9 protein-coding genes are annotated in these 12,471 nt (G+C 58.4%); 6 read left to right on the plus strand and 3 right to left on the minus strand.

All coding sequences use genetic code 11. The features are described from left to right. The first annotated feature begins 1 nt into the window (after window position 1). Entirely contained in the window at window positions 2-673 is a 672-nt protein-coding gene (locus tag B3Z17_RS09770; RefSeq protein WP_139167550.1) for a pentapeptide repeat-containing protein, read from the plus strand. Window positions 674-758: 85 nt separating this feature from the next. Here B3Z17_RS09770 and B3Z17_RS09775 read toward each other — a convergent pair whose 3' ends face one another. Beyond that, window positions 759-1,679 (minus strand): alpha/beta hydrolase, encoded by a 921-nt coding sequence (locus B3Z17_RS09775; RefSeq protein ID WP_286829632.1) that lies wholly within the window; start codon window positions 1,677-1,679, stop codon window positions 759-761. Between the two features lie 260 nt (window positions 1,680-1,939). Between B3Z17_RS09775 and B3Z17_RS09780 the strand changes: the two genes are divergently transcribed. From B3Z17_RS09780 to B3Z17_RS09795, 4 genes are all read left to right on the plus strand, one after another. Further along, complete coding sequence (locus B3Z17_RS09780) at window positions 1,940-3,499, plus strand: sodium/sugar symporter (protein WP_286829633.1); 1,560 nt, start codon at window positions 1,940-1,942, stop codon at window positions 3,497-3,499. Between the two features lie 65 nt (window positions 3,500-3,564). Next, a complete protein-coding gene (locus tag B3Z17_RS09785) occupies window positions 3,565-4,581 on the plus strand; it encodes a LacI family DNA-binding transcriptional regulator (RefSeq protein ID WP_286829634.1) in 1,017 nt (338 codons plus the stop codon). A 227-nt stretch (window positions 4,582-4,808) separates the two neighbouring features. Beyond that, the gene (locus tag B3Z17_RS09790) at window positions 4,809-5,963 is read left to right on the plus strand and encodes an efflux RND transporter periplasmic adaptor subunit (protein ID WP_286829635.1); all 1,155 of its coding nucleotides are present in this window, start codon (window positions 4,809-4,811) and stop codon (window positions 5,961-5,963) included. 9 nt (window positions 5,964-5,972) lie between these two features. Next, window positions 5,973-9,020, plus strand: coding sequence for an efflux RND transporter permease subunit (locus B3Z17_RS09795; protein WP_286829636.1), 3,048 nt, complete (start codon window positions 5,973-5,975; stop codon window positions 9,018-9,020). Between the two features lie 4 nt (window positions 9,021-9,024). Here the strand turns inward: B3Z17_RS09795 and B3Z17_RS09800 are convergent, their stop codons facing one another. Both B3Z17_RS09800 and B3Z17_RS09805 read right to left on the minus strand, forming a co-directional pair. Then, window positions 9,025-10,125: a helix-turn-helix transcriptional regulator gene (locus B3Z17_RS09800; RefSeq protein ID WP_286829637.1), complete on the minus strand. Its 1,101-nt coding sequence runs from the start codon at window positions 10,123-10,125 to the stop codon at window positions 9,025-9,027. Between the two features lie 145 nt (window positions 10,126-10,270). Then, entirely contained in the window at window positions 10,271-12,196 is a 1,926-nt protein-coding gene (locus tag B3Z17_RS09805) for a hypothetical protein (RefSeq protein ID WP_286829638.1), read from the minus strand. A gap of 55 nt (window positions 12,197-12,251) precedes the next feature. On the opposite strand from B3Z17_RS09805, the gene B3Z17_RS09810 reads away from it, so the two are divergent. After that, a complete protein-coding gene (locus B3Z17_RS09810) occupies window positions 12,252-12,461 on the plus strand; it encodes a hypothetical protein (RefSeq protein ID WP_286829639.1) in 210 nt (69 codons plus the stop codon). Window positions 12,462-12,471: the final 10 nt, after the last annotated feature.

Consider the following 12,471-nt stretch of genomic DNA (forward strand, 5'->3'; position numbering starts at 1 on the left):
AGTGACTGGCAATATGGACCTGAAGACGCTGACAAATATGTTCCCGTCGCACAAACTTGTGATGGGCGAGCAGTTCGCTCAGGAGAATGTGAGTGCGCTGAAAGTCAAAAGCGTGCTTCGTTGGTCTGACACCATCTTCGTCAATTGCGATTTCAGCGAGACCAAGTTTCACCTGCTGATGCTGCAGGGCGCCATCTTCTTCAAATGCGATTTCGCTGGCGCCGTGTTCACCGCCTGCGATATCGACGGCACCGAATTTGTTGCCTGCAACATGACGTGCGCCGATTTCGAAGGCTCCTGCGTTCAGGACAGCAATTTTTCCGATTGCATCATTGGCGGCATGATCGGCCCTCGGGATTTTGAAAGCTGCAGCTTTGAAAGCCCCCGCTACTCGCGCCATATCCCGATCACCTCTAACGTGCCCTACTATTCCATTTCGACGCCTACGCGGCCGCTTACCATTTTCTGCACCCCGAACGCCTGGCGGGTGCACGGCGAAGGTATCCGTGTGACGGTGACGCCCGAGGACCTGCCCCATGTGGAGGAGCCCTTCAAAAGCGCGGTCACCTGCGTGCATGAGCTGGAACAGTCCGTGGGCCGTGAGGCGGTGAAGCAGGTGCTGGGCGAACCGCACCGCATCCCGGAAAAAACCTCATCAAGCGAAGACGCCTAGGCGCACTTTGATCTGAGCAGACAGAAGCGGGCTTTCGCCCGCTTTTTTTATTGGCTGGCGCTGCCAAGTTATTTCCGGAACAGGTCTAGTTCCCAAACAGAAATGTGAAGGCGTCGGGCAGGCGTTTGTTCCAGGACACCTCGCTGTGGTCATCGCCGGGGGCGTAAACCGTCAGCCAGTTGCTGTCGTCATAGCCCAGTTCGGCCATCAGTTCGTCCACCCGTTTCTGCAGCGGCGGATAATGGGCGTCCAGCGTCTGGTCGCCATAGTCAAAGTAAATCTTGTGGCCTTCGGGCTGGGGCAGGGTGGCCCGCATATAGCTGATAAAGGCATCGGTCATCTCTGGGGTTTTGCCCGGATCAAATCCCGGCCAGTGGGTGGACAGGCAGGCCGCCCTGCCGAACACGTCAGGTCGTTCCGCAATCGCATACATGGAAATCAGGCCGCCCATCGAGGACCCCATCACCGCCGTATCCTCAGGGCCGGTCAGGGTTGAATAGCGGCTGTCGATGAAGGGTTTCAGTTCATCGGCGAGGAAGGCGATATATTCGTCGGCCTTCAGATCCGGCGCTTCCACGCCATAATAATCTTCCCGCACATCCGCGGGCAGCATGTGGTAGGGCTTTTCCGGCAGATAGTCCGCGTGCCGGGTGTCGCCGCCGTTGAACACCCCGACAATGATAAAGTCGCGCACTTTGCCCGAAGCCATCAGCTGGCTGGCCACCTCGTCCACACCCCATTCCTGCTTGTTCCAGGTGACGCTGGCGTCATAGAGCATCTGGCCGTCATGCATGTAGAGCACGGCATATTTCTTGTCCGCGGTGTAGCCTTCCGGCAGCCACACCTGCACGTCCCGGTCGGTCAGATCGGTAGCCTTGAAGTTTTCGAACTTTTCCAGCCGCCCGCTGGATACCTGGGCGCCGCGTTCCGCCCCCGTGGGGCCAGGGCCCCCGCACGCCGCCAGCAAAGCCATGGTGGCCACAAGCGTCAATTTCATCCCTCGCATATCGTCTCCCCCTTTTATTCTTTGGGTTATTCAACGGGTTATTCAGTGGGTTTCCCCTGAAGAATCTGCAGCGCTGGTCGACAGCGCTGTCAATTTTCACACTCTTGCACATTCTGGCGCTGTCTTGAAGGTTGACAGCGCTGTCAGATTGAGCATAAGGTCCAAGGTGGGAAAGGGAATGCCACTGCACGCCGGGAAGGGCGCGTGGCTTTTCATAAGACATTTTATGGACCCGATAGCTTTGTATCCGGGAGGGACTCTTGTTTAGCACAATCGATTTTGCCGTTGTGGCCATCTATGCTGTCACACTGTTTTCTTTGGCCCAGTGGGTATCGCGCGAACGCGCCGGCCACGACAAAGATGCGTCCGACTATTTCCTTGCGGGCAAGAGCCTGCCTTGGTGGGCCATCGGTGCCTCGCTGATCGCGTCCAACATTTCGGCCGAGCAGATTGTCGGCATGTCCGGCTCTGGTTATGCGCTCGGGCTTGCCATCGCATCCTACGAATGGATGGCGGCGATCACGCTGATCATTGTGGGTAAGTTCCTGCTGCCGGTGTTCCTGAAGCGCGGCATCTACACCATGCCGCAGTTCCTGGAGCAGCGCTACGATCACCGCGTGCGGATGGTCATGGCCTTCTTCTGGATGGGCGTTTATGTGTTCGTGAACCTCACGTCCATCCTGTGGCTTGGCGCGCTGGCGATCAATTCCGTGACCGGCCTAGACCTGACGACCAGCCTTGTGGCGCTGGGCGTATTCGCGGCAGGCTATTCGCTTTATGGCGGCCTGAAGGCTGTGGCCTTCACCGACATCATCCAGGTGGTGCTCCTGGTGTTTGGCGGCCTGATGATCGCCTACATCATGCTCGATAAAGTCTCTGACGGCGCCGGCGTTATCGCAGGCTTCACCATGCTGATGGATCAGGCACCCGAGAAGTTCGACATGATCCTGTCCAAGGACAATCCATACTATAACGACCTGCCGGGTATTTCGGTGCTGATCGGCGGCATGTGGATCATGAATATCTCCTACTGGGGCTTCAACCAATATATCATCCAGCGCGCGCTGGCGGCCAAAAGCCTGCAGGAAGCCCAGAAGGGTATCACCTTCGCCGCCTTCCTGAAGCTCTTGATGCCGCTGATTGTGGTGCTGCCCGGCATCGCCATGTATGTGCTGGACCCGGGCCTTGAGAAGCCTGATGCGGCCTATCCAACCGCGATGAAACTGCTGCCAACAGGTCTGTTGGGCCTCGTGTTCGCGGCGCTGATTGCGGCGATCGTGTCGTCCTTGGGCTCCATGACCAACTCCATCTCCACCATCTTCACGATGGATCTTTATCCAAGCTTCGTGAAAGAGGAAAAGCGTAAGGACCCTGTTCTGGTTGGTCGTGTGGTGGCGCTGTCCGCCATGGTGCTGGCCATGATCACGGCGCAGCCGCTTCTGGGCAACTTCGATCAGGCGTTCCAGTATATCCAGGAATTCACCGGCTTCTTCACGCCGGGTATCGTGGTGATCTTCCTGATGGGGATCTTCTGGAAAAAGACAACGGCCAACGGCGCGCTTGCCGCTGCGCTTGGGTCTTTCATCCTGTCGCTGGCATTCAAATATTTCCTGCCGGGCGTGCCTTTCATCGACCGGGTCGGGATCGTGTTCCTTCTCTGCGTCGGTCTGGCTGTGGCCTTCTCTGTTGTGGGTAACGGCCATGACCAGGAAAACGCTGTGGACGTCAAGGACATCAGCTTCGCAACCACAAAAGGCTTCAATTTTGCGACCTTTTTGGTTGTGCTCATTCTGGTGGGGCTCTATGGAACATGGTGGTAGGGAGGCTGCCGGCATGGAATTTGAACCAACAATCATGACCGGAGCTACAGCTTAGGATGTTGAAGATGCGGTCAGTTACCATTGATGACGTGGCGAAAGCGGCGGGCGTTTCAATCAAAACCGTTTCACGGGTTGTGAACCGGGAGCCAAACGTACGCGCGGCGACCAAGGAAAAGGTCGAAGCAGCCATCAAGGAACTGAACTACCGGCCAAATCAAAGCGCGCGCGGGCTTGCCTCGCGCCGCTCCTATATGATCGGCCTGGTCTACGACAGCCCCAGCCCCAACTATCTGGCGAACCTGCAGGCAGGCATGATTGAAGCCTGCCGCGAAAGCCATTACGGCATGGCGTTGAACCCTGTGTCCTATCACGCCCCCGACATGGTGGACCAGGTCATGCACTGGGCACGTCAGGCCTTCCTTGACGGCGTGGTGCTGACCCCGCCTTTGACGGACAGCGAACCGCTTCTCGAGGCCCTGAGGGCGCAGGACATTCCTGTGGTGATCCTCTCCTCCAGAAGCACACTCGGCACCCCCGCCGTACTGATCGACGAAGTTGAAGCTGCTTACCAGATGACCCGTCACTTGATTGAGGCCGGCCACAGCCGCGTGGCGCTCGTCAAGGGACATCCGGACCACTATGCCAGCCGCTGCCGGGAGGAAGGTTTCCTCAAGGCCATGAAGGAAGCAGGCCTCGATATCCTCGATGGCTATGTCGCCCAGGGCTATTTCGATTTCGCCTCGGGCCGCAAGGCCGCGGCTGACCTGCTGTCGCTGCCGGTGCCGCCGACAGCGATCTTTGCGTCGAACGATGACATGGCCGCCGCTGCCATCTATGAGGCCCACAGCCGCAAGCTGAATGTGCCGGGCGATCTGGCCGTTGCGGGCTTCGACGATACGCCACTGTCGCGTCAGGTCTGGCCGGGCATGACCACCGTCAGGCAGCCGATCCGCGCCATGGGCCGCCAGGCCGCCGAAGCGCTGATGGACGCCATGACCGCCGAAGGCCGCGAAAAGCTGGCCGAACAGGGCGAAATGATCATCGATTTCGAGCTGCAGTTGCGGGGCTCCACAGCCCGCTAACCCGCCTATCCATTAATTGAACCTTGCCACAGCTGGCCAAATCATGGTTGGCTGTGCAACCGAATGCATGGTTTTTCGTACCCTTGCGTCCTGTATCTGAGTTCTGCGGAAAATTAATCGAATCAATTACTGGACTTATGGGTCTAGTAATTATATGAGAGCTGTCATGCAGGTGTGCTATGCTGCTGCCTGCCATTGGATTCACGCTTCATCAAAAGGTCTGGCCCATGTCTCTTCGTGCTGCCCTCAACCGCCCGTTCGCCTTTGTCACTCTTATCGCTGCGTCGCTTCTGCTGGCGTCTTGCGGTGATACCAAAAAGGAAGAGCGCGACCCGCCCGTAAGGGGGCTGAAGGTGTTCGAGGTAACGGAAAGCGCCGCCACCATGACCCGGCGCTACCCATCTGTGGTGCAGCCGGCAGACGAGACGCCGCTGTCTTTTGAAATTTCAGGCCAGCTCGCGGAAGTGACGCTTGAGGTGGGCATACAGGTGGATGCGGGCGATACGCTTCTGACGCTGGACCCAACGACGCTGCAGTATGAATTGCAGCAGGCCCGGGCCGCGATGGAACAGGCCGAAGCGTCCCTGAAGAACGCGCGCACTGATTTCTCCCGCAAGGAAGAACTGCTGAAAAGCGGTAACGTGACCAAGGCGGCTTACGACCAGTCTGAAACCAACCTCAAGAGCGCTGAAGCCGAGGCCGAACAGGCGCGCCAGCAATATGCCATCAGCCAGGAACGCCTCGATAAGGCCGTTCTGAAAGCGCCGTTTGACGGTGTGATCTCCAGTGTCGATGCGAAATCCTTTTCCAACATCTCACCCGGCCAGACGGTGCTGTCGCTCTATAGCGAAAACGCCTTCGAGGTAGAATTCAGCGTGCCTGCCACCGTGATCAACGCGCTCCACACCGGCGACCCGGCCAGGGTGGAAATTACTGATATTCCCAACACCTTCCTGCAGGGCCGGATCAAGGAGCTTGGGTCGCGCGCAGGGCAGGTGTCTGCCTTCCCGGCGGTGGTGTTGATCGAAGAAAACCATCCTGGCCTGAAGGCCGGGATGGCGGCGGAAGTAGCGCTGGATATCGGCCTGCTGATTGGCGAGGAAGGCTTCCTGGTGCCGGTGCATTGTTTTGCGCTTGAGGGCTCGGAAACGCTCCGCCGCGGCGAATCGATCCAGGATCATCAGGGCGGGCAGGCGCAGGTATTTGTGTTTGATCCGGCAACCTCAACCGTTCACACCCGCAACGTGCAGACGGCAGGCGTGCGCGAGAATATGATCATCGTCAGCAGCGGGCTTGAAGCGGGCGATATCATCGCCGCCGCGGGCGTATCCTACCTGCATGACGGCCAGAAGGTTCGTCTGCTCGGCACTCAAGCAAACTAGGGGGCGGCCATGTCATTCCTGACCAAGTTCGGCCTCACCCGAAGCCGTTTCACCATGCTTCTGATGCTGGCGCTTGTGGCGTCCGGCTTCCTCCTTTATGTGGATTTCTCCAAGCGTGAAGCACCTGAGATCACCATTCGCACTGCGATTGTCGAAGCGCTTTATCCCGGCATGCCGCCCATCCGGGTGGAAAACCTGGTGGCCGAGAGGGTGGAGCGCAAGATCCGCGAAATCGCCGAGGTGAAAGAAATCCGCACGGTGCTGACCACCGGGCGCATGCGCACCTATGTGGACCTGAAAGACGAGGTGACCAACCTGGAACCCATCTGGCAGTCGCTCCGCGACAAGATGACAGATGTCAGCCGGGACCTGCCCGAAGGCGCGCACGGCCCGTTCGTGAACACCGAGTTCGGTGAGGTCTCTATCGCCTCCATCGCCATGACGGCGGAAGGCTTCAGCTACCGCGAGATGGAAGAAACCGCCAAGGACCTGCAGCGGCGGCTCTATACCGTTGACGGCATCTCCAAGGCGGAACTGTTCGGCGTTCAGGAAGAGCGCATCTGGCTGGAGCTGGACAGCCGCCGCCTGCAGGCCATCGGCGGTCAGATCAATGTGTTGATCGACGACCTGCAGAACCAGAATGTGGTGTTGCCGGCAGGGGAGATCAACGCCGAAGGCTCATCGATCCTCCTCGAATCCACCGGTGATTTCAAAAGCGTTGCCGAAATCGAGAATATGCTGACCCGCGCGCAGGGGTCTGAAGACTTTGTGCGTCTCAAGGACCTTGTCACCGTGCGGCGGGGCTATGAAAGCCCAGCCGACGCGAAGGTCTATTATAATGGCCGCCCGGCGGTCGTGGTGAGCGTGCAGATGCAACCCGGCTATGACATTGGCGACGTGGGCGAACGCCTGCAGGACGCGGTGCAATCATTTGAGGACGGCCTGCCCATCGGGTATGCGCTCAATTTTGCCACCTACCAGCCGGAGGAGGTTGAAAAGACGGTCGTGGGGGCGCTCAGTAACGTTGGGCAAACCTTCGCGGTGGTGCTCCTTGTGGTGCTGCTGTTCCTGGGGCTGCGCTCGGGACTGGTGATTGCCTCCATCGTGCCGTTTGCCATCATGTTCGCGCTTCTGGGCATGAGTGTGCTGGATATCTCACTCGAGCAGGTCTCGATCGCGGCGGTGATCATCTCGCTTGGCCTTCTGGTCGATAACGGCGTGGTGATTGTGGAAGACATCCTGACCCGGGTGGATGCGGGCGCCCGGCGGCGCGACGCCGCGCTTGAGGCGGGCAAACAGTATGCCGTGCCACTACTGGTGTCGTCGCTGACCACCATTTTCGCCTTCACGCCCTTCTTCCTGATCGACGGCGCCAAGGGCGAATATGCCTTCTCGCTCGGCGCCGTGTTGGCGCTGACGCTGATCGGCTCATGGATTTCTGCCATGTATTTCCTGCCGCTGATCTCTGCCAAGTTCCTGAAGAAACGCACCGAAGGCCCGGAAGGCGAAGCGGTTGAGGTGGATGACGTGATCCCGGCCTATGCCCGTTTCTATGAAAAGCTGTTGAGCCCCATGCTGCGGGCGTCGGCGCTGGTAATCGTGGCGGTGTATGGCCTCGTGTTCATCATGATGCAGCTGTTTTCCACGCTGCCGAACGAGATGTTCCCGGAAAGCGACCGGTCTGAGGTGCTGATCTATCTGGATATGCCGAAAAGCGCGCACTTTGAAGCCACCGAGCAGATCGCGCTCGCGGTTACCGACTGGATCGCGGATGAGGCCATCAATCCCGAAGTGAAGGACCAGATTGCCTATATCGGGCAGGGCGGGCCACGCTTTTACCTCAGCCTCAACCCGATCAATCCGTCGCCCTCCAAGGCCTTCATTCTGGTCAATGGCCATACGCCGGAACAGTCGATCGAGTTCGCCGAGCGCGCCAAGCGCTACTTCTACGAAAATGTCCCGGACGCCCGCTTCACCATCAAGCGGCTGGCCATGGGGGCCAGCGAAAGCGGCCTGGTGGATATTGAAATCTCGGGACCCGACCATGAGAGGCTCCTGACCCTGGGGCGCGGCGTTGAGGAGATTTTCGCCAAGGTGCCCGGCATCATGCAGAATGAGACCGACTGGGGCGAAAAGCTGGTCAAGATGGTCATCGACGTGGACCAGGACAAGGCCCGTAGGCTTGGCATGTCATCCCAGACGCTGGCCCAGAACCTGAACGCCTATTTCGACGGCTTTGAAGTCTCCACCTACCGCGATGAGGACAGCACGATCCCGATCATGCTCAGAGCGCTTGAAGAAGACCGCGACAGCCTTGAGGACCTGCTGAACATCATCCTGCCCGCCGGCGGCAATGTGGTACCGCTGGAGCAGACGGCGGTCCTCAGGCCGACGCTGGAATATAGCCAGACCTGGCGCAAGGACCAGGAACGCACCATCACCGTGACCGGCAAAAGCTCCCTGTTCACGGCGGACCACCTGTATGACTATGTCAAAGACGACATCGCCAAGCTGGGCATCACTGGCGACTATAAGATGAAGATCGGCGGCGAGATTGAAGAAAGCCAGGAAATCTATGGTGACCTGGGCGCCGGCCTACCGTTCGCGGGCCTCCTGATGGTGCTGGCGGTGATGTTCCAGTTCAACAGCCTGCGTCGCACCGCCATCATTTTCATGAGCGTGCCTCTGGTGCTGGTGGGCGTACCTGTTGGGCTGATGGTGCTGGGCCAGCCCATTTCCTTCTTCGCCATGCTCGGGCTGATCAGCCTGGCGGGTATCGTGATCAACAACTCCATCGTGCTGGTGGACCAGATTGATATCGAACGTGCCGACAAGGGCCTGATAGATGCCATCACCAAGGCGGCGGGCATGCGGCTCAGGCCCATCCTGCTCACAAGCATCACGACCGTGATCGGCCTTGTGCCCTTGTATCTGTTCGGTGGCCCTTTGTGGGAGCCGCTGGCGGCGGTGATGATGTTCGGGCTGGCATTCGCGTCTGTCCTGACGCTCTTCTTCGTGCCAGCAGCCTACTTCCTGCTGTTCCGCAAGGAAGCCTAGGCGTTCAGCTCGCGTCCAGCGCTTGTTGACGGTATTCCTTCGGGGTCATGCCGTGCCTTTCCTTGAAGGCACGGTTGAATGGCCCGATGGAGTTGAAACCCGCGTCCAGCGCGAGGGTCAGGATGGGCGTCTTGGCCTGGGCCGGGTCGCTCAGCCCCTTTTCCACTTCGTCCAGGCGGTAACCATTCAGAAAGCTGGTGAAATTGCGCTGGCCCAATGCGCCGTTGATCAGGCGGCGCAACAGATATTCTTGTGTGCCCAGGCGCTCGGCGAGAGCTGCGATGGTCAGCTTTTCATCGCGGTAGGCTTTCGCTTCTTCCATCTCTCGCATCACAGCGGCGAGGTCATCTTGTGAAATTGCAGGCGCGCCACTGGCACCCATGGTCGCCTTCTCAGGATCGTCATCGTTCGCCGGCTGGCCGAAGGTATTGCTGTCCTGTATTGACGCAGGGAACAGGTCCCGCCGCAGCCGGGTGATCATCAGAATCAGTCCGATGCATAAAATCAGGATGGCCGCCGAGACAATCACCCCCGCCTGGCCCTGTGGGGCTTGCCCGTCGCTGATGATGTTATTCACCACAAGAACAGTAAACAGGGTGCCGACAGCCCCCACCATATAGAGCCGGATTTTGCGACGGCGTTCGATCAGGTCATTCCTGTATTCGCGGATCACATCGAACATGACATATAGCCCAAACCCGAGCCCCGTCAGCCGGAACAGGTCATTTACGGCTTCTGTCGTTTGGCTGTGGTTGCCCGCGTTGCCCTGCATTTGCGCCCAGATATAAGCAATAACAAGGGGTGTATAGGCCAACGTGCCAATAACCTCGATTTTTCCGACCTTCGCAAGGTCACCAAAAACCGCGCGGGAGAAGAGCCAGAAAACCAGGGGGATGTAATGGCATACTGTCGCGGAAACCCACCAGGCAGGCCCTTCGTGCATCATCCAGGGCGCTGTGCAGATCAGGAAACCGGCGATGGTTAAGGCCTGCAACGTGCCAAAAAGCCCGATTGGGGAGCCAAGTCCTCGACGGGTGAACAGGAAACCCAGTGTGATAGCGGTGGCGATGCCGCCGCCACGCAGCATGGCGTCGATGATGTCCATGGCGCCGCATTCTTCCTTCGTGACGTGAACCTGTCACAAGTGTCGCACAGGAAAAGACAGCGGTTCAAGCTGGAAGGTTTTTGGTGGCGCGGAAAAAGGACACCCGGCATCGCCGGATGTCCATCTCGCTGTCGGACTATATTGATTAGAAAAGTATGTCCATTGTTGTCAGGTCGGCGATTGTTAGCCCGATGAAAAAGATGCTGTCGCCGCCACCTGTGTCCAGAAGCAGGCCATCTGTGCCGTCAACCGCTGTTTCGGTGGCGGCTGCCTGAACGGAAGCCAGATCCGTGAAGTTGGTAAAGGTTTCTGAGAGGTCGGTGGTATCAACTGTCAACTCAAAACCCGAAACGCGATCGTCGCCGTGGCCACTTTCAAACACCAGAACATCGGCGCCGCCACCAGCGCGGTACATATCATCGCCGTCGCCGCCATTCAGCGTGTCGTCGCCCGCGCCGCCATAAAGCGTGTCTGTGCCCGCGCCGCCGGACACAATGTCATCGCCCACGCCGCCATAAAGCTCGTCCGCGCCTGCGCCCCCTGACACAGTGTCGTTATCCGATCCGCCGAAAATGACGTCTGTGCCGGCACCCCCGGCAAGGTTGTCGGCGCCGGACCGGCCGGCATAGATGGTGTCGTTGCCGCCGCCGCCATCGATTGTGTCGTCACCGTCGCCGCCGCCGAGCTGGTCCGCGCCCCCTGCGCCAAACACCCGATCATCGCCTGAACCGGCCCACAATTGATTGGCGGCCGTTTCTGCTGTCGTGGCGATGCCGTCGTTCCACCCGTGCGCCACAAGCAGGTCATCGCCCGACCCACCAAAGACAATGTCAGCGCCGACGCCGCCCGCCAGGGTGTCGTTGCCGCCACCACCAGCGATAATGTCATTGCCATTGTCGCCACTGACGATATCAGCGCCGATGTCACCGGGGCCGGCCCAGATAAAGTCATTGCCGTCACCGCCTGCCACAATGTCATTGCCTTGACCGCCAACGAGTGTGTCGTTGCCGGCATCGCCGACGATGATGTCGTCACCGTCGCCACCTTTAAGGACATTGGACAGGTCGTTGCCGACAATGATGTCATTACCTGCTGCGGTGGTAACATTTTCAAGTCGCGTTTCAGGGGAAACATAAACCGTCTGGTCGCGCTGGCCGACAAGTTGGTTCGAGCCATCAAAGTAGGATACGGTTGTGCCGACATCGATGAACTGCCCGCCAAGGCTGTCCTGGGCAACGCTCAGGTCGATAATCACGCTGTCGGCTTCTATGCTGCCTTTTGTGCCTAGGATCTCAATGGTGTCCGTGCCGCCGAGGTCATAGAGGGTCATGTAATGGTCTTCCGACAAGTCGAATGTGTAGGTGGTGTTGCCTGCATTTGCGTTTGGATTGACGCCATACATGTGCTGGATGGCCAGGATGTCGGCATACATGTAGGTGGATGGATAGATGTTGGTTGATGTGGCGGTGCTGAAAAAGGCCGAATCGAAATTGGTGTCCATGATGGTATATTCATCGCCATCGAATTCAGCGGGCATGGTAAAGGCCTCGGCGAATCCTTCGCCCGGGTGCGCCAACCCGATCGCATGGCCCAGTTCATGAATGACAACGCGCTGCAGAAAGCTTTGATCGAAGTCCAGCGCGCGGTCATCAAAGAAGATGTCGCCGGTGCGGTTCAGGTGAAAGGCGTCAGCGTCACCGAAAACGCCGGCGCCCATGTTGTCGGGCAGATCTGTCGTGCCGGCCAAGCGGATATGGCCAAAGTTGGCGCCGTTATCGGCAACTTCTGTTAGCGTCAGCCCACTGAAGGAGGAAATGGATGCGGCGGCTTCCCTGAACCAATCAGCCATCTGGTCGGTCACGGGGAAGAAATTGTCCGATACATCAACGCCGTTGAGGGGATACTCATCGTTAAAGACCGCGCCTTCTCCCGGGATGCTGAAGGTGACCTGATAGGACTGGTCTTCTTCCGCCGAATATTGAAAGCCGAAAAGCATTGAATCCAGCATCTGGTTGCCAGAGGGGCCGAAAAAGGTGACATCATGTACATTGTCTGTTGCAGTGCCTGGCATGCTATACTCCTACGTGCGGTTGCCATTACGTGCAGCCATTGCAGGGTTTTCTGCTATGGCGTTCATGGCGATAGGGCTATCGCGCGGTGGGGAAAGCTTCTTGCCGAAACCAAATAAAACATCGCCGATTTCGAAATCGGCGATAGTTTTACGGGTTTGCCGTTTTTCTGAAGCAGCCAGGGAAGTGGCGGAAGGCTATCGTGCGGTTTTCAATTGGTCCTATGTTCTGCAGCCTAATTTCGGGCCGCAGATCAACAGTTTGTAATAAAATTTGC

The organism is Kordiimonas sp. UBA4487 (assembly GCF_002389025.1).
Taxonomy (GTDB): domain Bacteria; phylum Pseudomonadota; class Alphaproteobacteria; order Sphingomonadales; family Kordiimonadaceae; genus Kordiimonas; species Kordiimonas lacus.

Coding starts and splice junctions, on each gene's coding strand:
- B3Z17_RS09775 (WP_286829632.1), bottom strand. CDS start 1,679: ATGCGAGGGATGAAATTGACGCTTGTGGCCACCATGGCTTTGCTGGCG.
- B3Z17_RS09785 (WP_286829634.1), top strand. CDS start 3,565: ATGCGGTCAGTTACCATTGATGACGTGGCGAAAGCGGCGGGCGTTTCA.
- B3Z17_RS09790 (WP_286829635.1), top strand. CDS start 4,809: ATGTCTCTTCGTGCTGCCCTCAACCGCCCGTTCGCCTTTGTCACTCTT.
- B3Z17_RS09795 (WP_286829636.1), top strand. CDS start 5,973: ATGTCATTCCTGACCAAGTTCGGCCTCACCCGAAGCCGTTTCACCATG.
- B3Z17_RS09800 (WP_286829637.1), bottom strand. CDS start 10,125: ATGGACATCATCGACGCCATGCTGCGTGGCGGCGGCATCGCCACCGCT.
- B3Z17_RS09805 (WP_286829638.1), bottom strand. CDS start 12,196: ATGCCAGGCACTGCAACAGACAATGTACATGATGTCACCTTTTTCGGC.
- B3Z17_RS09810 (WP_286829639.1), top strand. CDS start 12,252: ATGGCGTTCATGGCGATAGGGCTATCGCGCGGTGGGGAAAGCTTCTTG.